Consider the following 24,513-nt stretch of genomic DNA (forward strand, 5'->3'; position numbering starts at 1 on the left):
CACTGCGCTCAGACAGGTGTGCGCTCTGATTGCGTAAGTTGTGGTGCAACCGTCAGAGTTCCATCGCCCTTCGGAAGGCATATCAGAAACCGCGTGCCCTCGGGCCCGGTTGAGGCGAGCTGGAGTGTTCCGCCATGACCCCGGATCAACTCCGCCGAAATCGCCAGGCCCAACCCTGTGCCCCCTTTACGCGCGCCACCCTGAAAAGGCGTGAAGAGATGCTCCTGAGCTTTGGGTGGCAGGCCGGGGCCGGTGTCCGTGACTTCAATCCACCACGCGCTGTCATCTTCGCGTCCACCGACGCTGATCTCTCCAGGACGCGCCGCGGCGATCAGCGCCTGCCGGGCGTTGCGCAGCAAATTGGCCAACACACGGTAGAGCTGCTCCGGATCAGCGCGCACGGTCATGGCAAAGGGCACGGCACAGGCAAAGCTCACGTCCGCCTCTCCGATGGCAAGGCGCTCACTCTCGATCACCTCTTCCACCAGATCGGCTAATGGCAGCACAGTCAGCGTCGGGCTTGGCTCCTCCGCCTTGCCGAAGGCCAGCGTGCTCTCACACAAATGGACCGCGCGGGTGATGCTGCCAACAAGCTTTGGCGCCATGCGTTTGACCGCCGGGTCCTCGCTCATCTCAATACGATCGGTAAAGAGCTGGGCCGTGGTCAGAATATTGCGCAAATCATGACTGACCTTGCTCACAGCACTGCCGAGCTGGGCGAGCCGGTCCTTCTGGCGTAACGCCTGGGTAAGGTCCGTTTCCAGCGTCTGAAGCGCCTCTTCCGCTTCGCGCAGCTCGGTCACGCCGGCCGAAGGCGTGATGATCCGCCGGGCATCCTCCGGGGCTGCGGCATAGTTCTGCATGTGCCCCACCACAGCCTTGATCGGCTTCAGCAGCAAGGCCCGCATGGCCACAAACAACAGTGAGGCGGTGACAATCGAAATCACTGCAGAGAGGATCAGAATACGAATGCCATAGTCGATCATGGCCATACGCAGTGGCGCCGTCTCCATCGTGATCTCGATCAGCAGGCCTGCGTCGCGCACCGGGGCGCCGATCACCCGGATCACCTCATTCTCGGGCGAGACAAAGCGGGTCAGCGCGTCGCGGATCAGCAGGATAGCCGAGTTGTCGCGCATGTCATAGGTCTGCGAGATCGGCTGCGGCAGGTCAGAGGCAAGCATCAGTTGGCGCACCTGATCGCGGCGCAGTACGACGTTGAAAACGCCTGCATTCTCCAGCAGCTCCGCCTCCAGTTCCCGGTCGATCATATCATCTGCCAGCAAAGCCAGCGACGCGATCTGCGCCCGCTCCAGCCGGTTCATCATATAGTCTTCGCGAAACCGAGCGATGGAGGGTACAAAGATCAGGATTTCCGCGATCATCACGAAGATGATCGTCAAAACTATCAGCCGGCCTGAGAGCGAGTTGAACATGAGATCAGCGTTTCACGGGACAAAGCGTTGGACAAGCCCCACAACGCGCTTGACCATGGGGCTGTCGAAGAGCCGCGGGCTAAAATAAGCGCCAGCCGCGCGTTTGTTGACCTCACCGATTGTGGGATACGGGGCCACCATGGCGGCAATCTGGCTCATCTTCATCTTGTTGGCCAGTGCAAGCGCCCAGAGGTTGATCAGCTCGCCCGCCTGATAGCCGACAATCGACGCGCCGACGGGGCGGCCCTTGACCACCATCACCTTGATAAAGCCCTTGGTCTTGCGTTCGGCAATGGCGCGGTCGTTATGCGTGTAGTGGAACCGCACAACCTCCAACGCGTCGCCGTGAACCGTGCGCGCCTGATCTTCGGTCAGGCCGACCTGAGCAAGCTCCGGGTCCGTATAGGTCGCCCATGGGATATGGGCCGTCTTGGCCTTTGATGGCAGCGCAAAGAGCATCGAGCGGATGATAACGCCTGCGTGATATCCGGCGACATGGGTGAATTGCAACCCGCCCGCCACGTCGCCAATGGCATAGACACGGCGGTTGGTGGTGCGCAGGCCGTCATCGACCTTGATGCCTGTGCGCGTGGTCTCGACCCCCGCAGACTCCAGGTTCAACTTGGCGGTGTTGGTCTTGCGTCCAACTGCCATCAGCAAATGCGTTCCTTTGATCGACCGGCCATCCTCGGTCAGCACCTCGATGGCTCCGGCAGCGCCCCTGATCTGCGACGCCTTGGCCTCTTCTTCGATGACAACACCCTCATCGCGCAGGCTCGTCAGCACCACCTCAGCCAGCTCCGGGTCATCCTTGCCGAGCGCCTTGGCGCCTTCGATCACGGTGACCTTGCTGCCCAGACGGATGTGCGCCTGCGCCATCTCCATACCAATGGGTCCACCGCCGATGATCAGCAGATGTTCGGGCGGCTCCCGCAGGTCAAATAGCGTCTCGTTGGTCTCATAAGGTACGCTGTCGAGGCCCGGGATCGGTGGTATCAGAGGGGAAGACCCGGTTGCGACGACAATCCGGCGCGCGGTGATGACAATCTCACCCGCCTGCACTTCGGTGGGCGAGATGAAGTGGCCAAATTCCCGAATGACCTGCACGCCCAGCCCCTCGAACCGCTCCTGGCTGTCGACCGGTTCAATCTGGGCAATCACATTCGCCACATGGTCCTTCGCGGCAGCATAGTCCGCAGCACCAGGCGCATCAGCAACCCCATATTGCGCCGAATGACGCTGCGCATAAGCAGCCTTGCCGCTGGCGATCAAGGCTTTGGAGGGCACACAGCCGTAGTTCAGGCAGTCGCCGCCCATCTTGTGGCCTTCGAGCAGAACCACTTCGGCCCCCATTTGAACCGCGCCCGCCGCCACGGACAACCCGCCGGAGCCAGCGCCGATGACCAGCACATCCGTCTTCATCCGCGTCATGGTTCAGAGCCCCTTCTTACCGGTGATCGCCTTGATCACCACCGGAAGGACCGACAGAAGGCAGAGGCCCAGAATCGGAAGCAGGATGTGTGGTTCAAAGATAATCCCCAGATCAGGGCTTTCGCCGCGCTCAAACACAGTGCCCAGCCCGGAGCCGACCGAGGAATAGACCAGAGAGCCGGGGATGATGCCCAGAAAGGTCGAGACGACATAGCGGTAGACTGGCACGGCGAGGAAGGCAGGCACCAGATTGGCCACGAAAAACGGCACCACAGGCACCAGCCGCAGGAAGAACAGCATGGACCATTGGTTCTCGTCGATCCCCTCCTTGATCTTGCGCACGGTGCCTTGCGAGGCATCCATGCGCGCCTTGAGCTTCTCACCCAGCCCGTGTCGGGCCGCCAGAAAAATCACAGTTGCGCCGATGGTGGCCGCCATCACGCTCAGCGCCGACCCACCGAATGTCCCAAAGAGAAAACCGCCCGTCAGCGTGGCCACCAACGCACCGGGCAGCGAAAAGGCTACGATCACGATGTAAGCGGCCAGGAAGACCAGGACAGTGCCGATGAAATTCGCATCACGAAAGGCGATAAGTGCTTCGCGATTGTCCCGCAGCGCATCGAAACTGAGATAGTCGCGCAGAGTGAAGGCACCAATTCCCGCAACGCAGAGGATCAGGATCAGCGGTAGATGCCGCATCAGGCCCGATTTGGGCGCCGGTTCGTCCCCGGATTTCGGCTGGTCTGTCATATCCGACATGTGACTGTCCTCTCAGAGCGCGTGTTTCAACTTACTAGGTAGATGACGGTTTCCCTGCGTCAGCGATAGCCCCATCACGGGCGCTTGATCTGGCGTGACGGTTTTCGCGATCCAGACCGCCCCGACCCCACGTAACTGAAACAAGTTGACGCGCACTTACGGTGTGCTGCGCGAAAATATTGCAATATCAGGCCAGATTGGCCTCTGCAGGGTTTGACTTGGGCCGCAGACCGCTTTAGAGCACGGGCTTCGAATGACACCGGGGGCCGATGCGATTCCGCGCCGCTGGACAGCAGACATGGAGACGGAGCGATGAAGCGCACCTATCAACCTTCCAACCTCGTGCGCAAACGGCGCCACGGTTTCCGCGCGCGCATGGCCACCAAAGCGGGCCGCAAGATCATCAACGCGCGCCGCGCCCAGGGCCGGAAGTCGCTGAGCGCGTAAATCGCGCCTTTGGACCGGTCAACTGATATGACGCCGCCGCAAGCCGCATCGCCCCGGGTCTTGGACACGCGCGATGCACTTGCGGCGGCGTCGTCTCGTTTGCAGGTCTTGAAAAAGCGCGCGGATTTTCAGCGCGCGTCGCGGGCCATGCGCGTCGCTATGCCCGGTTTCGTCTTGCAACTGCGCGTCAGAGCGGGTGATGAGGCGACAGGCATCCGCGTGGGCTATACCTGCTCCAAAAAAGTTGGCAATGCCGTCGCGCGCAACCGCGCCAAACGTCGTTTGCGCGAAGCCGCACGGCTCGTGCTGGCTCACCATGGGCGTGACGGCCTTGACTATGTTCTGATTGGGCGACGCGATCAGACGGCCGCCCTGCCCTTCAGCCAGCTCACCGCTGACCTGAAAACTGCAATCGATCGGTTGCACGCACGTCTGAGATGAGCCCACTTGCACATCTCTTCGCCCTCCCCATCCGTGCGTATCGGCTACTCTTGAGCCCTTGGGTGGGTCACAACTGCCGATACCAACCCACCTGCAGCGCCTATGCGCTGGAAGCTTTGGCCACACACGGGGCCCTGAAGGGGGCATGGCTGACCATCCGGCGCATCGGGCGCTGCCACCCCTGGGGCAACAGCGGCTATGACCCGGTGCCGGAGCGGCACTCCGATCATGGCGATTAGCGCTGCTTCTCGAAGGTGATGATGACCTCGCCGATGTCGACGCCAAATCGCTTCATATAGGCGCGGTTCAGGATCCGATCCTCGGACAACAGCCACATCCAATCATCAAACGTGACGCGCAGAGTGCCATCGGGCACCGGCAAGTCGATTTCATATGTCCAGTTGAACGTATCGCCCCGCTCTTCCCCGGTAGCCTCGCCAATCACACCGGGTGCGGTGCCACGCCAGGTCTCAGCTCCGGTCTTTTGCAACGTCCATATCCGTTGCTCGGGACTGCCGTCTTCGTAAACGAAGTCTTCCACCAGCCGCAGTTTCTCACCATCCCACGTGCCGTAGATGTCCACGTCAAAGCGCCGCCGCACGGCGCCAAACACGTCCTGGAACTGCCCAAACGCAACCACGCGCCCGTCAAAGAACTCTTCGAGGTTCAGCTCCAAGGGCGAGAGGGGTTCATCCTCCAGCGACGGCTTGCCCACGCAGCCCGCAAGCAGAAAACCACAAAAGAGAATAGAAAACCTGCGGATCATGACGCTCTCCCCATATAGTCTGACTACGTCTCGCGCCCGCTTTTGGTTCAGCCGCATTGGCGGTATAGAGGCGCAAACTCAACCCGGGATGCCCCCATGTTCGACACAGCTGACGATATCCATCCGCTCTTTGCCGGTGCGCCATCCACAACCGAATTCAAGAAACTGCGCAAACGCATCGTGCGCGCGGCGCGCGAAGCCATTGATCAATACCGCATGATAGACGCCGGCGCCCGCTGGCTGGTGTGCCTCTCAGGCGGCAAGGACAGCTATACCCTGCTCGCGGTGCTCTATGAGCTGAAATGGCGCGGGCTCCTGCCGGTTGACCTGCTTGCCTGCAATCTCGACCAAGGGCAGCCGGGCTTTCCCGCCACCGTTCTGCCTGAATTTCTTGAGAAGATGGGGGTGCCGCATCGGATCGAGTATCAGGACACCTACTCCATCGTCATTGACAAGATCCCCCAGGGCCGCACATTTTGCGCGCTCTGTTCGCGCCTGCGTCGCGGGCACCTCTACCGGATCGCACGCGAGGAAGGTTGTAGCGCCGTTGTTCTTGGCCATCACCGCGACGACATACTGGAGACTTTTTTCATGAACCTGTTTCACGGTGGCCGCCTTGCGACCATGCCGCCGAAACTGGTGAACGAAGAGGGCGACCTGTTCCTGTACCGTCCCCTCGCTCATGTGGCCGAGATCGATTGTGAGAGGTTTTCCAAAGCGATGAACTATCCCATCATCCCCTGTGATCTCTGCGGCAGTCAGGACGGGTTGCAACGCCAGCAGGTCAAGGCGATCCTTGATGGCTGGGAGAGAAACAGCCCCGGGCGCCGCCAGGTCATGTTTCGCGCACTGATGAACGCACGCCCCTCACACCTGCTTGACCCGAAACTTTTCGACTTTCAGGGGCTGGGACTAAAATAGGAACATTTTAAGAGAATCGTCCTAAGTTAAGCGGATCGACGTTAACGGGCAGGTCACAGCTGCCGCAGTAACGTGGCACAGGCGCGGCATCTGAAAGGACACAATATGGCAGGGTTATTTGGCAAAATGATTGCGCGCATGCGGCGTGCTCTGGCCAATGTCTTAACCCGACCTGCAGCCCTTGCCTGCTTGCCAGCCCTCTCTCTCGCCGTCTACCTTATTGGCGGTGACTTGGCCCTGGTTGCCGCTGCTGTTGCGATGCCCGTCCTTTATCTTTTGACCATCGGGGCCGGGCAGCCTGCTGCATCGGACTCAATGACGCTGCGCAATGGCCTGACCGACAGTGCCGCTTTTGGCGGGCTTGTTGCCGAGCGCTTCAAGCAAGCGCGGGAGGGGTCCCGTTCTTCTGCCATCTTCAAAATTGAAATCGACGATGCGACGGAGTTTGCAGACCGATTTGGCCAGGCCGCAACCGACACAATTGTTGCGCGGGTGGGCGAGCGTGTCTTTTCAGCACTGCGCGAGGGCGACGCGGTCGCACAAACCGGCGACCACAGGTTTACTGCCTGCCTGAAACCGGTGCAGCAGCTTGATCTTGAGCTTTGCATTCAGCTTGCAGGACGTCTCCAAGCCGCCATTGAAGAACCGATATCCATCGATGGAACATCTGTCTATTTGACCAGTTCCGTGGGGTTTTGCCAGCACGCTCACGTGATCAACCAGTCTCCCCGGGCCTGGATGGAGGCGGCGCGGACAGCGCTGCGCGAGGCGCAAGCACATGGCCCCAACGGCATTCGCGCCTATTCCAGCGAAATGAAACAGCGCACGGAAACGCGTGCAGAATTGCGGCAGGAAGTCGCAAATGCCTTGGAAAGCGGCCAGATCCGGCCCTGGTTCCAGCCGCAGATTTCGACAGACACCGGGCTCGTGACAGGTTTTGAGGCCCTCGCGCGCTGGGACCACCCCGAGCGCGGCATGATCTCTCCAGCCGACTTTCTGCCCGCAATCGAGCAGGCCGATATGCTGGAACGGCTGGCCGAGGTCATGATGCATCATGCTTTTGCCGCTGTGAAGGCATGGGATGAGGCTGGCGTGAACGTGCCCCAGGTCGGTGTGAACTTTGCAGGGCCGGAGTTGAAAAACCCGCGCCTCATTGAAAAGGTGAAATGGGAGCTTGACCGGTTCGGCCTCACATCTGAGCGGCTCGCGGTCGAAGTGCTTGAAACCGTGGTCGCACGGGCGCCCGACGACATCATCACGCGCAACATCAATGCGCTTGGAGAGCTTGGCTGCCGCATCGATCTCGATGATTTCGGAACAGGCCATGCCTCGATTGCCTCAATCCGTCGGTTTTCGGTGAGCCGCATTAAGATTGATCGCTCCTTTGTCCTCAAAGCTGACCGGGATCCGGACCAGCAGCGCATGATCAGCGCCATTCTGACCATGGCCGAACGCCTTGGTGTCGAGACCCTTGCCGAAGGGGTTGAAACTGTCGGGGAACATGCGCTCCTGGCGCAGCTGGGGTGCGATCATGTCCAGGGGTTTGGCATTGCCAAACCGATGCCGCTGGAGGATACATTTGAGTGGATCGCACAGCACACGTCCAAGCTGCAGGATGTTCCGCGCATCCTCGGCAACCGCACCGGCTGACGTTTCACGCTGGTCTGCATGGGCGCCGCCCCGACCTCAACAGCCTGCTCGTAATGGCCGGGGCGAAATCTCCAAAAGCCCCCGATTCCGCTTGACCTTTGGGTCCGCACTCTGTTGAACCCACGCTGATATCAATCAGATCAGGGTGGCTGTCCCAGATGGACGATCAGAACAGAAACCTTATTCTTGCAACGGCACTCAGTTTCCTTGTGATCCTGGTGTGGTTCATTCTGTTCCCTCCCCCCGAACCCGACGCGCCACTTGACACGCTCCCACCCGCGCAAACGTCGCAAGCCGAAGGTGGTGGCAGCACCGCCACCGTACCTGCCACCACCGGCGACGGGCAAGCCGCGCCAGAAACCGAAACGCGCCCGGATGCATTTGCCGATGCCCCCCGTATCCCCGTCGCCACAGATCGGGTAACCGGATCAATCTCCCTGCTGGGCGGTCGCATCGACGATCTGTCCCTTAACGACTACCGCGTTACGCAAGATCCCGAAGCGGAAATCGTGAAAATGCTGTCGCCCGTCGGAACAGCGGACGCTTACTACGCGCTTTACGGCTGGGCCCCCGGCACGGGGATCGACCCCGCTTCGGTTCCCGGGCCGAACACGCTCTGGACCGTGGCTGAGGGTGAGACGTTGAACGCCAACACATCCGTTGTTCTCACATGGGACAATGGCGTGGGCCAAACCTTCACCCGCACCATCGCCATCGACGAAGACTATCTCTTCACCATCACCCAATCCGTCGCAAACACCGCTGATGCACCGATCAGCGTCGCACCCTATGGTGTTCTGGCACGGCACGGCGAACCCTCGGACCTGAAGAATTTCTTTATCCTTCATGAAGGTGTCGTGGCCATGGCGGATGGCGAGTTGACCGAAACCGACTGGTCCGACATGCCCGACTTCGAATTCGCCGCGCGCGAGGGCGCACGGGCCGAGGTCACACAGGTGGCCCAGAACGGCTGGATCGGATTTACCGACCATTTCTGGATGTCGACGCTCATCCCCGCCCCGGGCAGTGCCTTCAAATCCGTGGCAAAATACGACGAGCGTCGCGATATCTATCAAGCTGAAACCGTAATGCCGACCCAGACGGTTGCCCCTGGCACCTCGGTCACGGTGACCAGCCAGCTGTTTGCGGGGGCCAAGGAATGGGAGACCATCCGCAGCTATCAAAGCGCCGGGGTCGAAGGTTTCATCGACAGCATCGACTGGGGCTGGTTCTTCTTCCTGACAAAACCGATTTTCTGGCTGCTGCACGAACTTAACCTGCTGATCGGCAACATGGGCTGGGCCATCATCGGTCTGACGCTGATCATCAAGGCCATCCTGCTGCCGCTTGCCTATAAGTCCTACGTCTCCATGGCGAAGATGAAAGAGCTTCAGCCCCAGATGGAGAAGCTCAAGGAAGAAGCTGGCGACGACCGCCAGAAGATGCAGCAAGGCATGATGGAGCTCTACAAGCGCGAGAAGGTGAACCCCGCTGCGGGCTGCCTGCCGATCCTGTTGCAGATCCCGATCTTCTTCTCGCTCTACAAGGTGATTTTCGTCACCATCGAGTTGCGCCACGCGCCGTTTTTTGGCCCGTTCCAGGACCTCAGCGCGCCTGATCCCACGTCGATCATGAACCTCTTTGGCCTGCTGCCCTTTGACGGGCCGGAACCAACCTCGATCATGGCGCTGATCTTCATCGGCATCCTGCCATTGCTGCTTGGCATCTCCATGTGGTTGCAACAAAAGCTCAACCCCGCACCCACGGACCCCACGCAACAGATGATCTTTGCCTGGATGCCTTGGGTCTTCATGTTCATGCTGGGCAGCTTTGCCAGCGGGCTGGTGGTCTACTGGATCGCCAACAACACCATCACATTCGGCCAGCAATACATGATCATGCGGAGTCAGGGCTACAAACCGGATGTCTTTGGAAATATCGTCAGCGGCTTCAAACGTAAATCGACCGAGGACGCCGAGAAGTGACCGCCACGCTGGCCCACATCTGGCGGCACCCGCTCAAAGGGCTGGGCAGCGAGGCGATTCAGTCGGTAGATCTTGACCCGGACCAAGCTGTGGTCGGTGACCGGCTGTGGGCGCTTCTGAACGCCGAGGCTGAGGATACCGACAACTGGCAACCCCGCCGCAACTTCCTGCAGGTCGCTTCGGGCCCGCAGCTGGCCGCGCTCAGTGCCGAAAGAACCGGCAGCGGGATCCGCCTGACCCACCCGGACCGCCCGGCATTGGAAATCGACCCGAATAGCGACGGTGCCACACTCGGCAACTGGATCGGCGACTTGTGGCCCGACAACCGGCCCGGGCCTGCGCGCCTGGTCAAGGCCCCGGTACAGGGCATGACAGATGTGGAGTATGCCTCCGTCTCCATCGGCAATCTGGCCTCGCTGCGGGCGCTCAGCCAGAAGGCCGGGTTCGACATCGACATGCGCCGCTTTCGCATCAACCTCTGGCTCGACGGGCTCGCCCCATGGGAAGAAATCGACCTGCTGAAAGGGGGCATCACGCTGGGCACCGCCACGCTCACCCCGGTTGAGCCGATCGAACGCTGCCGCGCGCCCGACGCCAACCCGGCCAACGGCACCCGCGACATCGGTATGCTGCGGCTGCTCGAAGACGGCTGGAACACGCGTAACTTCGGGGTCTATTTCGAGGTCAAGACCGCTGGGACAGCCCGCGTCGGCGACACGCTTGCATGAGCACCCTGCCCTTCCCCACAGCACCTGAGCCTGACCCGCAGGACCTCGAACGGGGGCGTTTGCTCTTTGCTGGCGAGACGGAGTTCGTGAAGGGCGTGGTGGCGATGTCGGGCCTGCCTGCGCCGGATCGGCTGGAGGTCTGCTTTGCAGGCCGGTCCAACGTGGGGAAATCCTCGCTGATCAATGCGCTCACCGGTCGCAAGGGGCTGGCCCGCGCCTCCAACACCCCCGGTCGCACGCAGGAAATCAATTTCTTCACTGCGGGAGAGGCGCATTACCTTGTCGATCTGCCGGGCTATGGCTTCGCCAATGCGCCGGTCCCGGTGGTCGAAAAGTGGCAGCGCCTGCTCAAGCAGTATCTCTCGGGCCGTCAGACCCTGCGCCGGGCCTTTGTGCTGATCGACGCCCGCCATGGCGTCAAAAAAGTCGACGACGAGATCCTGAGCCTGCTCGACAGTGCGGCTGTCACCTTTCAGGTGGTGCTGACCAAGGCGGACAAGGTGAAGGAAAAAGAGCGCGCAAAAGTCCTCGACCAGGTGCGCACGGCCCTTGCCAAACACCCCGCCGCCTACCCCGAGATCGTGGTCACATCGAGCGAGAAGGGTTGGGGCATCCCAACCCTGCGCACAATCGTCGCCACGCTGGAATAGCCCGCGCCCTTGCGCAGCGTCGCGCGGCGCATCATAACGCCCCGACGGATGGTGCAAAGATGAAGACCCGAGACATGAACCGCGACTGGATTGCAACCGCAAGCACGCTGAACAAGGCCCTGCCCTACCTGCAGCGCTATGCGGGGGCGACCGTTGTGATCAAGCTCGGCGGTCACGCCATGGGCAGTGACGCGGCCATGGAGGAGTTCGCCCGCGACGTGGTGTTAATGCGCCAGGTGGGGGTCAACCCGGTCATTGTGCATGGCGGCGGGCCCATGATCAACGCGATGCTCGACAAGCTCCAGATCACCTCTGAGTTCAAGAACGGCAAACGCGTGACCGATGCCGCCACCATGGAGGTGGTCGAGATGGTGCTGGCCGGCGTAGTGAACAAGCGCATCGTGCAGGCCATCAACCGGCAGGGCGGGCGCGCTATTGGCCTGTCAGGCAAGGATGCGCATCTGATCACCTGCACGCCAACCGACCCCGATCTGGGCTTTGTCGGTACACCGCAGGCGGTCAATCCGCGTGTGCTGCGTGATCTCGCGGAAAAGGAATACATCCCCGTGATCGCGCCGCTGGGCGCGGGTGCGCAGGGAGAGACCTTCAACATCAATGGCGACACGGCCGCGGGCGCCGTGGCTGCGGCGCTGAAGGCCGACCGGCTTTTGCTGCTCACCGATGTGGCAGGCGTCAAGAACGCGGCGGGCGAGGTGGTGACCGAACTGAGCGCCACGCAGATCCGCAGCCTGACCGAAGACGGCGTTATCGCCGGTGGCATGATCCCCAAGACCGAGACGGCGCTGGCTGCCATAGACGGTGGTGTGCGCGCGGCGGTGATCCTGGATGGCCGTGCACCCAATGCCTGCCTGCTGGAGCTTTTCACCGAGCATGGCGCAGGCTCCATCATTCGGTCCGATTGAGCCCTTGGGCCGCGTAGGGCCCAACGTGGCGCAGATGGTCTGTGCCTTGGTTCAGGGCGCAGTCTGACTTACATGTATGTTATGGAAAACGAAGCCATCCTGCGCCTTGGCGTCTTTCTAGGCCTCTTCGCGCTGCTTGCCACACTCGAAGCGCTGGCCCCGAGGCGCCTGCGTAACCAGCCGCGCAGGAGGCGTTGGATAACGAACTGGAGCATCACTATCGTCAACACGCTGACCCTGCGGCTCCTGGCCTTCCCCCTGCCGCTGCTGGCCGTAGGCGCCGCCATGGACGCGCAGACCCAGGGTTGGGGGGTCTTCAACAAGGTTGGCTGGCCGGTTTGGCTTGAAGTGGGGATTGCGATCCTCCTGCTGGACTTCGCGATCTGGCTGCAGCATCTGATAACCCACAAGGTACCGATCCTGTGGCGGCTGCACCGCGTGCATCACGCAGATGTGGATATGGATGTGACCACCGCAATCCGCTTTCATCCAGTCGAGATTGCTCTGTCGATGGTGCTGAAAATCGGGCTTGTCTACCTGATAGGTCCGGCGGCCCTTGCAGTGATTATCTTCGAGATTCTGCTGAATGGCACCGCGATGCTCAACCACGCCAACATTCGCCTGCCGCTCTGGATTGACGCGGTGGTGCGGCGCGCGCTGGTCACGCCGGATATGCACCGCGTGCACCACTCCGTGCACCGCGACGAACACGACAGCAACTATGGCTTTGCACTGTCGATTTGGGACCAGATGTTTGGCACATATATCGCCCAGCCCAAAGCCGGGCATGAGCAGATGCAAGTGGGATTGGCGTGGCAGGACGACCGCCCGAGCCGCCTTGGCTGGTCTCTCACCTTGCCGTTCATCCGGAAATGACGCTGGACGGCATCGCCAAGCTGGCGGACCCGCCCGGCCTGATTGTCATGGGGACGGCGACGTTGGACGATGGCAGAGGTCTTGTGCTCATCGGGGCAGGCGCGGGCCTTTGGCCGGTCTTTACCGCATCAGCGGAATACGGCGATGGGCAGGTCGACCCGCTGGACCGCTGGTCCAAGCGGGTCATCGGCGCCCTGGCGGTGGAGGTCGGCGCTGATGCGGCCTATCCCTCCGACGGGCCACCCTATCTGCCCTTCATCGCCTGGGCGCTGAAGACAGGCCGATTTTTCCAAAGCCCAACGGGCATGATGGTGCATGACACGGCGGGGCTGATGATCTCCATCCGCGGAGCTTTGCTCTTCGACACTCCACTCATATCGCAGATGCCCTCCAAGCCCAGCCCCTGCAACAGCTGCGCAGACACGCCATGTGTCAGCGCCTGCCCGGTCGGCGCACTCTCGACAGACCACGCCTATGATGTGCCGAAGTGCAAGGGTTTCCTCGACACGGCAGAGGGTGAAGACTGTATGGCACAGGGCTGTCGCGTGCGGCGCGCCTGCCCTGTCTCAGAGCAAGTCGACCGCGCGCCCGCGCAATCCGCCTTCCATATGAAAGCCTTTCATCCGCAATGACCCATACTCTGATCCTGATGCGACACGCAAAATCCGACTGGACCCATGCAGGATTGCGTGATCATGAGCGGCCGCTGAACGGGCGCGGACGGGTCTCGGCCAAGGCTCTGGGCAATTGGTTGCGCACATGCGGGCATGTGCCGGATGAGGTGTTGTGCTCTTCGGCGACCCGGACCGGGGAGACGCTGCAGCGCCTGGCGCTGTCAGGTGAGCTGCCCGTAAGCTACACAAGTGATCTTTACCACGCTGACGCCAACATGATGCGTGACGTGCTGAGCCGCGCGCGAGGGACCTGCGTGCTGATGATCGGGCATAATCCCGGCATATGCGACTTTGCGCACCGGCTGGTGCGCGACGCACCGCAGCACGCCAGGTTCGAAGACTATCCAACCGGTGCCACGCTTGTGGTGGCCTTTGATATCAAAAGCTGGAGCGAGGTCAGTTGGCACAACGGCCGGCCAATTGATTTCGTCGTTCCGCGAGAGTTGACGTAACGGTGGCCTGAAAGCCCACCGCACCTGCCTGTCGTGAGGTCTATGCTGGCAGGTAGGGTGGGCTTTCAGGCCACGCCTGGTTCAGTGGCCGAGGATCTGGCTCAGGAACAGCTGGGTGCGCGGGCTCTGCGGATTGTTAAAGAAGGCCTCAGGCTCGTTCTGCTCCACGATTTGCCCCGCATCCATGAAGATCACCCGGTTTGCCACCTGCCGCGCGAACCCCATCTCGTGGGTCACGCAGAGCATGGTCATCCCCTCCTCGGCGAGCTCGATCATGGTGTCGAGCACCTCCTTGATCATCTCCGGGTCCAGCGCCGAGGTCGGCTCGTCAAAGAGCATGATGCGCGGGCGCATGCAGAGCGAGCGCGCGATAGCCACCCGCTGCTGCTGACCACCCGAGAGCTGACCGGGATATTTATTCGCCTGATCGGGGATCTTCACCTTCTCAAGGAAGTGCATCGCCGTCTCTTCGGCTTCCTTCTTGGGTGTCTTGCGCACCCAGATGGGCGCCAGCGTGCAGTTCTCCAGGATCGTCAGATGCGGGAAGAGGTTGAAGTGCTGAAAGCACATACCAACCTCCGACCGGATCTTGTCGATGTTCTTGAGATCCGACGACAGCAGCGTGCCATCCACTTCAATGGAGCCCTGCTGGTGCTCTTCCAGCGCGTTGATGCAGCGGATCAACGTCGACTTCCCAGATCCTGAGGGGCCGCAGATCACAATGCGTTCCCCTCGGTTAACCACCAGATCGATGTCACGCAGCACGTGGAACGACCCGTACCATTTGTTCATTTTGGTGATGGTAATGGCGATCTCGTCCGAGACCTTCATTTGAGTTGCAGCTTCAGCCATATTGGCCTCCCTGTTTTAGCCCGACGCTTACGCGATCTACGGGTGTGTTAGCGATGGTCGGTCGCAAGGCGACGTTCGAGCCATTGTGAGTATTGTGAAATACCGTAGCAGACGATGAAGAAGAGCACCGAGGCAAAGCCCAGCAGCTCCCAATACACCCCGTTCCATTCGGTCGAGGCCAGGATCGGCCCCCGGATCATGCCGACGATATCGAACATGCCGATCACAGACACCAGCGTGGTGTCTTTGAAGAGACCCACCGCGATGTTCACGATGCCGGGAATGGAGATTTTCAGCGCCTGCGGCAGGATGATCAGCCGCATCGCCTGCGGATAGTCGAGGCCCAGCGAATCCGCCGCCTCGTACTGCCCCTTCGGCAAGGCGGCGAGGCCGCCCCGGATCACCTCGGCAATATAGGCTGAGGAAAACATGGTGATCATGATAACCACACGCAGGAACAGATCGAGCGTGGATTCCGGCGGGAAGAAATAGGCCAGCATCACGCTCGCCACAAAGAGCAATGTGATCAGCGGCACGCCCCGGATGAACTCGATGAAGACCACGCAGATCATCTTGATCAGCGGCATGGACGACTGCCGCCCAAGCGCCAGCGCGATCCCGATGGGGACCGACAGCGTCACGCAGGTCACCCCCAGCATCATGTTCAGCATGAAGCCACCGAGGTCGCGGCTGGGCACAGCTGTGAGCATCGCGCTATCGGAGGCGCCCGCTGGGATGATCCAGCCGCCCACCGTCCAGACGATGAAGGCCGCGATGATCCCGCCGAAAAACCCATAGGCAAAGCTGCCGGTGACCAGGCGCTGGTAGACAAGCGCGCCTGCGATCACACCTGCAAGGGCCAAAATTGGCGTCAGGATCGTGCCGCCCCAGATCAGCCAGAAGGCAATGAAGGGATAAACGGCGGTGAACACCAGCAGCTTGCGCGGCAGGTCAAAGAACAGCACGGGGGCCGCAGCCACGAACAGCAGGACGAGGGCCAGGGTTGGTCGCCAGTAGAACTCGGACGGATACTGGAACCCAAAGAGCAGCTGGTTCCACCGTTCGGTCAGAACCGAGAAACAGGCGCCCGCAACCCCATCCAGTGCCTGACGGCACTCAGTCAGGCTTGAAGTGGTCCAGATCCCGTTTGCGATCCATGGTAAGGCACCCGACAGGATCAGCCAGATCACGTAGAGCGCCGCAATGGTCAGCAGGCTGTTGGCGGGCGTGGCAAAGAGGTTCTCACGCAGCCATTTGACCGGCCCAGTGGCCGCGTAGGGCGGCGGGGCGGGCGGGATTTCCGTTTTACGCACGAAGGCGACGGAGTTTGCATGTATGTCTGACATGGCTCAGCGCTCCTTCAGCTTCACGGCGTTGTTGTAGACGTTCATCACCGCTGAGATGAGCAGCGAGATGGTGAGGTAGAACAGCATCAGCAACAGTACGCACTCAATCGCGCGCCCCGTCTGGTTCAGCGTGATGCCCCCCAAGGTCGCGGTGATGTCGGCATAGCCCACCGCAATTGCCAGCGAAGAGTTCTTGGTGATGTTGAGATACTGGGAGATCAGCGGCGGGATGATCACCCGCAAAGCCTGCGGCAACACCACGAGCTTCATCACCCGTCCGGGCCGCAAACCAAGCGCCGAGGCGGCCTCGGTCTGGCCTTTGCTGACCGCCTGAATACCAGCGCGGACGTTTTCTGCGATAAACGCTCCCGTGTAGATCGACAGTGCAAACCACAGCGCAATCAGCGGTGCACCCACCTGAATGCCACCCCGGAAGTTGAAGCCACCCAGTTCCGGGATATCCAGCCCGATGGGCCGCCCCATGATGTAGAACATCAAGATTGTCGGCACGAAAAGGATCGCCAGACTGGGCCAGCCGGTGGGCAGCAGCTTGCCTGTCGAATACAGCAGATTGGTGGCATAGCGGCGGTAGCCGATCACGCCGACAATCGACACAATGAAGGTCGCCACAACAACCAAGGACCCCGGACCCCAGACCGGGGCGGGGATATAGATGCCGCGGTTGGTGAAGGCGACCAGTCCCAACAACATGCTTGCCTCAGGCTCGTCGCCCCGGAAGGCGCGCGGCGCGGGCATCACCGCCGTCATGATGGTGAAGATGATGATGATCCAGATCAGTACGGGGATATTCCGGAAAATCTCGACGTAGAAGGACATCAATTTGGCCACAAGCCAGTTGTTCGACAAGCGCAGAACACCAGCAAGGACACCAAAAACCGTCGCCATGACGCAGGACAGAAAGGCCACCAGTAGCGTATTCAGAATACCAACAAGCGCGGCGCGCGCGTGCGTCGATCTGCTGTTGTATTCAACCAGCGTCTGGTTGATGTCGTAGCCGGCCGGAGTGCCGAGGAAGTCATAGGCGATATTGAGGCCCGCAGCGGCCAGATTGGCAAAAAGGTTGTTGGCCAAATAGGCGATCGAAACAATCAGCAACAGAAGCGCGATAGCCTGAAACGTCAGGGACCGATACCGCGTGTCATTGATCAACATAGACAGGCGGAAGGAGCCCTGAGGTGGGTCCGTCAGTGTGGTCATTTGAATTTTCCCCGTGGTTCCGACCTTGTTTTTTACGGACGCTTTCTGCGCCTCGGTGGTCGGGTCTCTTTATTTTGGGTCTTCATATGGAAAGGGCGCAGGTTGGTCCCTGCGCCCTCACCAATCTGCGTTTAGCGGAACGGCGGTGAATAGAGCAGACCGCCATCGGTCCATTGGGCATTCAGCCCGCGAGCCAGGCCAATGGGCGTCTCTTCCCCGATGTGCCGGGCAAAAATCTCCCCATAGTTGCCCTCGGCTGCAATGGCGCGTTTCGCCCAAGCAGCGTCCAGCCCGAGCATCTCGCCCAGCGTGCCTTCCGTTCCAAGCAGGCGTGCCACTTCGGGGTTTTCGCTGTTGGCCGCCATTTCGTCGAGATTGGCCGATGTGACGCCAAGTTCCTCAGCCGTGATCAGCGCGTTGAGCGTCCAGCGCACAACGTCTGCCCACTCATCATCGCCATGGCGCACGAGCGGACCCAGCGGCTCCTTGGAGATGATCTCGGGAAGGATCACATGGTCGCCAGGCGCTTCGAAGGAGGCACGTGTGGCGGCCAGCGCCGAGGCATCAGTGGTATAGGTGTCGCAGGAGCCCGCGAGGTACTGCTGCTGACCTTCCGCAGTGGTCTCGACCGGCACCGGTTCGTAGCTGATGTTGTTGGTCCGGAAGAAATCCGCCAGGTTCAATTCGGTCGTCGTTCCGGTCTGGACACAGACCGTTGCGCCGTCGAGTTCCCGCGCCGAGGATACGCCAAGCGCCTTCGGCACCATAAAGCCCTGACCGTCATAGTAGTTCACCCCGACAAAGGTGAACTTCAGGTCGACATCCCGGCTGAAGGTCCATGTGGTGACCCGTGACAACATGTCGATCTCGCCAGAGGCGAGCGCGGTGAAGCGTGTTTTGCCGGTTGTCGGCACAAACTCCACAGCTGTCGGATCGTTCAGAACAGCCGCCGCGACGGCGCGACAGACCGCCACGTCGACACCTTTCCACTCCCCGTTCGCGTCCGGTGCGGCAAAGCCAACCAGACCTGTGTTCACACCGCAGTTCAGCGTGCCACGCGCCTTGACGTCGTCCAACGTTCCGGCGGCCGCAGCACCGGCCGACAGGCCGGCAACTGTAAGTGCACCGAGAATTACATTTTTTTTCATTTTTACCTCTTCCTGATTCTCCGCCCCCGGAGGAGCGGCTCTCCCGGCATCTTTGCGCCGGAGGCGATTTGAAGGGTTTGCCCCCCAAGTGGGCGATATACTGGTCGCAATCCTTCATTGAGGTCAAGGGTATGCCGCCCAAAATGAAGCCGGGCCCCGGGGTTACTCGTCTGTTGCTTACTGTGAGCGCGAAAAAGACGGATCCGCGAGCTCGAAAACCCGTTTGGCATGCCCAAAACCGGCAAACTTAACAGCGGCTGCGGCCTCTGCCTCGTCGTCCTGGCCCCATTGCTTGGCCTGCCAGATCTCATCAAGACGCGATATGTCCCAAAGCGCTTCGATTTTTTTCAAATCATGCGCGGCTGCAAAACCGAGAATCAGGGAACCGGACAGGCTGACGAGATCGTGAAAGGCCGTCAGCTGGAAGACAGACAGCGCATGCACCTGCGCTGACAAACGATCAAGCGCCTCTGCGTCTTGCGGTGCATGCATGACCCCGACGCGCGGGTGCAGGCGTGCGCCCAGGGCCGCCGCAGCCCAATCCAGGATCGGATCCCATTGTGCCGCCTGCCGCGATACAAGCGCGCCCGGGGCCTCGGCCCGGTAACAAAGCAAGTCGCTGTCGCCATAGGCCGCAAGCATATCCGCGACCTCGGCCTGCTGGTTGGCCACCTTGTCAATCGCCGCATTGGCCGTGCGGGTGAAGGGCATCTCCAGCGGGTTAATCACCTCGCCCTGTGCGGCCCATTCGGCGGCCACAGCCTCGGCCAGCCCACGTGTCGGCACGTGCAGGTCCCGCTTTGCCGGGGTTTTTACGGGGCGCCCGTCGAGGGCCACAGCAAAGCCATCCGCCGCCTCCGTCACCTCAGCAGCTGTCCAGAACCGTTTGGCCTTCCACTCACTCATTCTGCCATACCCCAGTGACGGGCCAGCGCCCGTTCCAATTCCCCAAAATCATGAACCAATGACGCGGCTGCGCGCAGCGCGTCTACGGGATGATGCCCCCAGCTGACGCCCAAACCCGTCACACCAGCGGCCGCGGCCATCTCCATGTCATAGCTGGTGTCGCCGATCATCACGGTCTGGCCCTGCGAGACCCCCGCGTCGGCCATGGCCTGATAAATCATCGACGGGTTCGGCTTGGAGGGGTGAAAGTCCGCCACTTGCTGGGTGACAAAGATACCCTCCAGCCCATGAGCCTCGATCAGCTTGTCGAGCCCACGTTTCGACTTTCCGGTGGCCACACCGAGCAGGAGATCAGATTGTGTGCTCAGCCGCTCCAACACCTCCCGCGCACCGGGATAAAGCGGCGAGGATTGCGCCGCACCGCTTTGCGCACGCAGGCCCACATAGGCATCTTTATACGCCTCCACCATCCGCGCATGATCCTGCGCAGGGGCCAGTCGCTGCATGGCAACATCCAGTGACAACCCAACGATCCCAAGCACGTCTGTCCGGGTTGCTGGCGCTTGATCAACAGCCGCAAACGCCTGCGCCATAGCCGCGAGGATATCCGCCTGACTGTCCACCAGCGTACCATCCACGTCGAAGATCACCAGCCGCAGATCATCCGCCATCACAGCGCCTCAAACGGGTCTTCCGCCGCCAGGTCTTCGGTCCAGCCGAAGGTGTCCCAGCTCTGTGCCATATGGTCCGGCAGCGGGGCCGTGACGGTGATGATCTTTCCGGTCTCCGGCTGTTGAAACCGCATCATCCGCGCATGCAGGTGTAGTTTCTTAGAGATGATGCCGCCAAGCTGTGCGCCCCAGCCGTCGCCCATGTTCTCCTGCCCCGAGCCGCCGTATTTGCCATCCCCTGCAATCGGATGCCCGATCTCGGCCATATGCGCACGCAGCTGATGCGTGCGGCCCGTGATCGGTTCCATCGCAACCCAGGCCGCTCGCGCGCCCACCCGGTAGAGCGTCGCATAGAGCGTATGCGCCCGCTTGGCACCGGGCGTGTCGTCAATCTCGCGCGGGTGCAGGGCGATCATTTTTTCGCCCTCCCCGCCGCCGCCACGCCCCGGCGCCTTGATCAGCCCAAAGCGGATCTCGCCCAGATAAGGCGTGGGCACCCCGGCCACCAAGGCCCAGTAGATCTTGCGCGTCTCCTTATGCCGCATCGAGGCGGTCAGCGCTTTGGCCGCCTGACGCGTGCGCGCTAGGAGCAGCACGCCAGACGTGTCCTTGTCGAGCCGGTGCACCAGCCGCGGCTTCTCCTCCAGCCCGAATTTCAACGCTTCGGCCAGCCCATCCACATGGCGGGTCTGCTTCGAGCCGCCCTGGGTCGGCAGCCCTGCAGGTTTGTTCAGCGCGATGACCTGATCATCACGGTAAATCACGCAGGACTGGATCATCTTGGCATCGGCGTCCGAAACCGCCTTGCGCTCCGGCGCGGGCGCTTGACCATCGGGCAAGGGCGGCACGCGTACCTGCTGCCCAGCCTCCAATCGCGTGGCGGCCTTCACCCGCCCGCCGTCAACCCGGATCTCGCCCTTGCGGCACATCTTCTCGATCCGCCCCTGCGGCACATGCGGAAAGAGCCGCCGGAACCAGCGGTCAAGCCGCTGATCGGCGTCATCGGCCTCCACGGTCACGGTTTGCACACGGCTCATGCCACCACCCCACGCGCCAGCCACAGCCCCAGCATCAGCCCGCCAACCGACAGACCAACCGACAGCGCCACATACAGCCCCGCCGCAGCGATATCGCCACGTTCAACCAGCGTCATGGTCTCAAGCGAAAAGGCCGAGAAGGTGGTGAAGCCGCCCAGCAGACCTGTCATCACAAAGGGGCTCAGATACGTGAGCCCCTTATGGGCGGCCAGCACCACAAACGCGCCCATCAAAAAGGAGCCCAGAACATTGGCTGTCATGATCGCGAGCGGAAACTCCGACGGCCCTGTCAGGCGCAGAAACGCCGCCCCCCAGAGGAACCGCAAAGAGGCACCAATTGCCCCGCCAAAAGCCACCATGATCAAAGATGTCATCATGCGCGGTCTGTCCCGCACCCCTGCCGGATTGTCAAGTTTCCCGCTTGGCCCGTAACTTTGCAAAGTAGGCAACCCGCTTTTGCAAATCGCGTTCAAAGCCGCGTTCGACCGGCGCATAAAACGCTTCCCGCGCCATCGCGTCTGGGAAGTAGTTCTGGCCGGAAAACCCATCTTCGGCATCGTGGTCATAGGCATAGCCTGCGCCATAGCCCTGATCTTTCATCAGGTTGGTGGGCGCATTCAGAATGTGTTTGGGCGGCGGCTCCGATCCGGTTGCCTTGGCCGCTTTGCGCGCCCCTTTGTAAGCCACATAGGCCGCGTTGGATTTCGGCGCGAGCGCCAGATAGACCAGCGCCTGCGCAAGTGCCAGCTCGCCCTCCGGGCTGCCAAGCCGTTCATAGGTTTGCCAACTTTGCAAACAGATCGCCTGGGCTTGCGGATCGGCAAGCCCGATGTCTTCCACCGCCATGCGCGTGATCCGGCGGGCCAGAAACCGCGGGTCCTCGCCACCCTCCAACATCCGCGCAAACCAGTAAAGGGCGGCATCCGGGTCTGACCCGCGCACGGACTTATGCAGCGCAGAAATCAGGTTGTAATGCGCATCGCCCGATTTGTCGTATTGCGCCGCGCGCCGCATCAGGCGCGTGCCCAAAGCCTCGGGGGTCAGTTTCCCCTCAACTGTCCAGGCGCTCAGCTGTTCGATCAGGTTCAAAAGCGCGCGGCCGTCCCCATCGGCCATCTCCAAAAGCGCCTCGCGCGCGGCACCATCGAGTGGCAAAGGCGCGCCAAGCTCCTGTTCCGCCCGCTGGGCCAGAAGCTCCAGATCGGTCAGATCCAACCGCTCCAGCACCATGACCTGCGCCCGGCTTATCACAGCGGCGTTCAGCTCAAACGACGGGTTCTCCGTGGTGGCACCCACCAGCAGGATTGTCCCATCCTCCATATGCGGCAGGAACCCGTCCTGCTGCGCCTTGTTGAAACGGTGGATTTCATCGACAAACAGCAGTGTGCCCTGCCCGTTCTGCCGCCGGATCTTCGCTGACTCAAACACCTTGCGCAGTTCCGGCACACCGGTGAAAATCGCGCTAATCTGGACAAAATGCATGTCCGTCTCATGAGCGAGCAGCCGTGCAATTGTGGTCTTGCCAACGCCCGGCGGGCCCCAGAAGATGAGCGACCCCAGCGCCCCGGCCTCCAGCATCACGCTCAGCGGTGCCTCCGGCCCAAGGACCTGACCCTGCCCGATCACCTCAGCCAGCGCGCGCGGCCGCAACCGATCAGCCAGCGGCCTGTGCGCGTCCGTCTGAGGTTCCGGGTCCGAGGCAAAGAGATCCGCCATCCCTCAGGCCCCAAAGCGGAGCGTGATCCGCCGCGTGCCCCGGATCACGCTCACGGCATAGCTGCGCGCTCGCACGCGGAAGGCCTCCGCCACCTCTGCGGGCCGCGCCACGGGGCGGTTATTGATTGCAACGATCACATCGCCCACCCTCAGGCCGACCCGGCCACCAAACTGCCCTGCATCCGTGACAACCACGCCCGCGCTCTCCAATGAGAGATTGTACTCGGCGATCACCGCCGGGTTCACCCGCGCCAGGCCCAGGCCCGACAGAATGTCGCCGCGTTGCAGGGCCAATGCCTCTCGCTCGGGGACATCTGGTGCCGCCATCAAGGGCACGTCGGCTTCCCGCATATCCCCCTCTCGCAGAAAGTGAATGCGGGCGGTCTGCCCCAGCCCCCCCACGCTCATGCGGTAGATCATCTCCGGCGGTGTGTTCACAGGCTGACCGTCCACGGCCACGATCACATCCCCCACATCCACGCCGGCCGCACCAAAGGGGCTTTGCGGATGCAAAGCCGAGATGATGATCCCGCCAGGGCGGTCGAGGCCAAAGGCCTCCGCCATCTCCGCATCAACCGACTGCCCCCGCATCCCGGCCCAAGGGCGCGCAAAGCTGCTGCGCCCTTCCTGGGCCTGTGCCACAAAGGTTGCGACCAAATCGGACGGGATCGCAAAGCCAATACCGTTCGATCCACCGGACCGCGTCAGGATCGAAGTGTTGATCCCAATCAGCTGCCCCCGCACATCGATCAGCGCACCGCCCGAATTGCCCGGGTTGATGGGCGCGTCGGTCTGCACGAAATACCCCCGGCCCGATCCATTCGCAGCGCCGGAACGGGCCAATCCCGAAACGATCCCGCTGCTGACGGTCTGCCCCACGCCAAAAGGGTTGCCAATGGCCAACACCAGCTCGCCCACCTCCACGGTGTCTGACGCCCTGAACGGCAAGAACGGCAAGCCCTCAGCCCCCTCCAGCTGTAGGATCGCCAAATCGCTCTCCGCATCGCCCAGAAGCACGCGCGCCGTGAACTCGCGCCGGTCGGCCAGGACCACGCGGATATCGGTCGCCATGCCCACCACATGATAGTTCGACACGATGATCCCATCCGCCGATAAGATCACGCCCGAGCCCAGCGAATTCTCTACACGCGGCTCCGGTCGCCCAAAGCCTTCGAAGAATCGCTCAAAGAACGGATCGTCCATGAAGGGCGTGCGCCGGCGGTCCTCGGTCACAAAGCGGGCATAGATGTTCACGACAGCAGGCGCCGTTGCACGCACCAGAGGCGCAAAGCTCAACTGGATCTGCGCCGCAGACTGCGGCACCTGCTGGGCCATTGCTGCCCCCCCACCGAGCCACATCGCCATGATCAAGAGAATTTCGACAGCTCTCATCGGCGCAGCCTCCTTAGGGATCGCCCCTCCCAGCTTCTTCTGGCCCTAAATATCCCCGCCGGAGGCATAAAAAAAGCCCTTGTCCCTG

General features: G+C 61.5%; 26 protein-coding genes. 12 read left to right on the forward strand and 14 right to left on the reverse strand.

Features of this window, described 5'->3' with window-relative positions:
- Window positions 1-8: 8 nt before the first annotated feature.
- Genes So717_RS02060 through So717_RS02070 form a run of 3 tightly spaced genes read right to left on the reverse strand, consistent with a single transcriptional unit; the run spans window position 9 to window position 3,617 of the window.
- On the reverse strand, window positions 9-1,436 hold the full coding sequence (locus tag So717_RS02060; protein ID WP_159974535.1) for a sensor histidine kinase: 1,428 nt from the start codon (window positions 1,434-1,436) through the stop codon (window positions 9-11).
- Window positions 1,437-1,448: 12 nt separating this feature from the next.
- Complete coding sequence (locus So717_RS02065) at window positions 1,449-2,867, reverse strand: dihydrolipoyl dehydrogenase family protein (protein ID WP_159974536.1); 1,419 nt, start codon at window positions 2,865-2,867, stop codon at window positions 1,449-1,451.
- Between the two features lie 3 nt (window positions 2,868-2,870).
- Window positions 2,871-3,617, reverse strand: a complete 747-nt coding sequence (locus So717_RS02070) for a TVP38/TMEM64 family protein (protein ID WP_159974887.1) — start codon at window positions 3,615-3,617, stop codon at window positions 2,871-2,873.
- Between the two features lie 321 nt (window positions 3,618-3,938).
- Between So717_RS02070 and rpmH the strand changes: the two genes are divergently transcribed.
- Genes rpmH through yidD form a run of 3 tightly spaced genes read left to right on the forward strand, consistent with a single transcriptional unit; the run spans window position 3,939 to window position 4,753 of the window.
- A complete protein-coding gene (gene rpmH / locus So717_RS02075; protein WP_037911188.1) occupies window positions 3,939-4,073 on the forward strand; it encodes a 50S ribosomal protein L34 in 135 nt (44 codons plus the stop codon).
- A gap of 27 nt (window positions 4,074-4,100) precedes the next feature.
- Window positions 4,101-4,514, forward strand: a complete 414-nt coding sequence (gene rnpA / locus So717_RS02080) for a ribonuclease P protein component (protein ID WP_159974537.1) — start codon at window positions 4,101-4,103, stop codon at window positions 4,512-4,514.
- The gene (yidD, locus tag So717_RS02085; RefSeq protein ID WP_159974538.1) at window positions 4,511-4,753 is read left to right on the forward strand and encodes a membrane protein insertion efficiency factor YidD; all 243 of its coding nucleotides are present in this window, start codon (window positions 4,511-4,513) and stop codon (window positions 4,751-4,753) included. Before rnpA ends, yidD begins: the two co-directional genes overlap by 4 nt.
- Here yidD and So717_RS02090 read toward each other — a convergent pair.
- Window positions 4,750-5,280, reverse strand: a complete 531-nt coding sequence (locus So717_RS02090) for a DUF3833 domain-containing protein (protein WP_159974539.1) — start codon at window positions 5,278-5,280, stop codon at window positions 4,750-4,752. The genes yidD and So717_RS02090 overlap by 4 nt on opposite strands.
- A gap of 96 nt (window positions 5,281-5,376) precedes the next feature.
- Between So717_RS02090 and ttcA the strand changes: the two genes are divergently transcribed.
- The 9 genes from ttcA (at window position 5,377) to So717_RS02135 (ending at window position 14,139) form a co-directional block, all read left to right on the forward strand.
- Complete coding sequence (ttcA, locus tag So717_RS02095; RefSeq protein WP_159974540.1) at window positions 5,377-6,201, forward strand: tRNA 2-thiocytidine(32) synthetase TtcA; 825 nt, start codon at window positions 5,377-5,379, stop codon at window positions 6,199-6,201.
- Window positions 6,202-6,339: 138 nt separating this feature from the next.
- Window positions 6,340-7,851, forward strand: a complete 1,512-nt coding sequence (locus So717_RS02100) for a putative bifunctional diguanylate cyclase/phosphodiesterase (RefSeq protein ID WP_238840610.1) — start codon at window positions 6,340-6,342, stop codon at window positions 7,849-7,851.
- A gap of 158 nt (window positions 7,852-8,009) precedes the next feature.
- Complete coding sequence (yidC, locus tag So717_RS02105; RefSeq protein WP_159974542.1) at window positions 8,010-9,836, forward strand: membrane protein insertase YidC; 1,827 nt, start codon at window positions 8,010-8,012, stop codon at window positions 9,834-9,836.
- Entirely contained in the window at window positions 9,833-10,564 is a 732-nt protein-coding gene (locus So717_RS02110) for an MOSC domain-containing protein (protein WP_159974543.1), read from the forward strand. Before yidC ends, So717_RS02110 begins: the two co-directional genes overlap by 4 nt.
- Window positions 10,561-11,214, forward strand: a complete 654-nt coding sequence (yihA, locus tag So717_RS02115) for a ribosome biogenesis GTP-binding protein YihA/YsxC (protein ID WP_159974544.1) — start codon at window positions 10,561-10,563, stop codon at window positions 11,212-11,214. Before So717_RS02110 ends, yihA begins: the two co-directional genes overlap by 4 nt.
- 59 nt (window positions 11,215-11,273) lie before the next feature.
- Window positions 11,274-12,137: an acetylglutamate kinase gene (gene argB, locus So717_RS02120; protein WP_159974545.1), complete on the forward strand. Its 864-nt coding sequence runs from the start codon at window positions 11,274-11,276 to the stop codon at window positions 12,135-12,137.
- A gap of 81 nt (window positions 12,138-12,218) precedes the next feature.
- On the forward strand, window positions 12,219-13,013 hold the full coding sequence (locus So717_RS02125) for a sterol desaturase family protein (protein WP_159974888.1): 795 nt from the start codon (window positions 12,219-12,221) through the stop codon (window positions 13,011-13,013).
- The gene (locus tag So717_RS02130) at window positions 13,010-13,645 is read left to right on the forward strand and encodes a ferredoxin (RefSeq protein WP_159974546.1); all 636 of its coding nucleotides are present in this window, start codon (window positions 13,010-13,012) and stop codon (window positions 13,643-13,645) included. The genes So717_RS02125 and So717_RS02130 overlap by 4 nt, the downstream gene beginning before the upstream one ends.
- Window positions 13,642-14,139 (forward strand): SixA phosphatase family protein, encoded by a 498-nt coding sequence (locus tag So717_RS02135; protein WP_159974547.1) that lies wholly within the window; start codon window positions 13,642-13,644, stop codon window positions 14,137-14,139. The genes So717_RS02130 and So717_RS02135 overlap by 4 nt, the downstream gene beginning before the upstream one ends.
- An 81-nt stretch (window positions 14,140-14,220) precedes the next feature.
- Here So717_RS02135 and So717_RS02140 read toward each other — a convergent pair whose 3' ends face one another.
- The 10 genes from So717_RS02140 to So717_RS02185 all read right to left on the reverse strand — a co-directional run bounded on the left by So717_RS02140 (window position 14,221) and on the right by So717_RS02185 (window position 24,425).
- On the reverse strand, window positions 14,221-14,991 hold the full coding sequence (locus So717_RS02140) for an amino acid ABC transporter ATP-binding protein (protein WP_159974548.1): 771 nt from the start codon (window positions 14,989-14,991) through the stop codon (window positions 14,221-14,223).
- A gap of 47 nt (window positions 14,992-15,038) precedes the next feature.
- The gene (locus tag So717_RS02145; protein WP_159974549.1) at window positions 15,039-16,337 is read right to left on the reverse strand and encodes an amino acid ABC transporter permease; all 1,299 of its coding nucleotides are present in this window, start codon (window positions 16,335-16,337) and stop codon (window positions 15,039-15,041) included.
- A 3-nt stretch (window positions 16,338-16,340) separates the two neighbouring features.
- Complete coding sequence (locus So717_RS02150) at window positions 16,341-17,555, reverse strand: amino acid ABC transporter permease (protein ID WP_159974550.1); 1,215 nt, start codon at window positions 17,553-17,555, stop codon at window positions 16,341-16,343.
- 131 nt (window positions 17,556-17,686) lie between these two features.
- Window positions 17,687-18,703 (reverse strand): amino acid ABC transporter substrate-binding protein, encoded by a 1,017-nt coding sequence (locus tag So717_RS02155; RefSeq protein WP_159974551.1) that lies wholly within the window; start codon window positions 18,701-18,703, stop codon window positions 17,687-17,689.
- A gap of 177 nt (window positions 18,704-18,880) precedes the next feature.
- Window positions 18,881-19,609 (reverse strand): ATP12 family chaperone protein, encoded by a 729-nt coding sequence (locus tag So717_RS02160; protein WP_159974552.1) that lies wholly within the window; start codon window positions 19,607-19,609, stop codon window positions 18,881-18,883.
- Window positions 19,606-20,280 carry an HAD-IA family hydrolase gene (locus tag So717_RS02165; protein WP_159974553.1) on the reverse strand — a complete coding sequence of 225 codons (675 nt, stop codon included), beginning with the start codon at window positions 20,278-20,280 and terminating at the stop codon, window positions 19,606-19,608. The genes So717_RS02160 and So717_RS02165 overlap by 4 nt, the downstream gene beginning before the upstream one ends.
- A complete protein-coding gene (locus tag So717_RS02170; protein WP_159974554.1) occupies window positions 20,280-21,317 on the reverse strand; it encodes an RluA family pseudouridine synthase in 1,038 nt (345 codons plus the stop codon). Before So717_RS02170 ends, So717_RS02165 begins: the two co-directional genes overlap by 1 nt.
- Window positions 21,314-21,694, reverse strand: coding sequence for a fluoride efflux transporter CrcB (gene crcB / locus So717_RS02175; RefSeq protein ID WP_159974555.1), 381 nt, complete (start codon window positions 21,692-21,694; stop codon window positions 21,314-21,316). The genes So717_RS02170 and crcB overlap by 4 nt, the downstream gene beginning before the upstream one ends.
- A 31-nt stretch (window positions 21,695-21,725) precedes the next feature.
- Entirely contained in the window at window positions 21,726-23,033 is a 1,308-nt protein-coding gene (locus So717_RS02180; RefSeq protein ID WP_159974556.1) for a replication-associated recombination protein A, read from the reverse strand.
- Window positions 23,034-23,036: 3 nt separating this feature from the next.
- Window positions 23,037-24,425, reverse strand: coding sequence for a trypsin-like peptidase domain-containing protein (locus So717_RS02185; RefSeq protein WP_159974557.1), 1,389 nt, complete (start codon window positions 24,423-24,425; stop codon window positions 23,037-23,039).
- Window positions 24,426-24,513 lie beyond the last annotated feature (88 nt).

The sequence above is a fragment of the Roseobacter cerasinus genome (assembly GCF_009811755.1).
Lineage (GTDB): Bacteria > Pseudomonadota > Alphaproteobacteria > Rhodobacterales > Rhodobacteraceae > Roseobacter > Roseobacter cerasinus.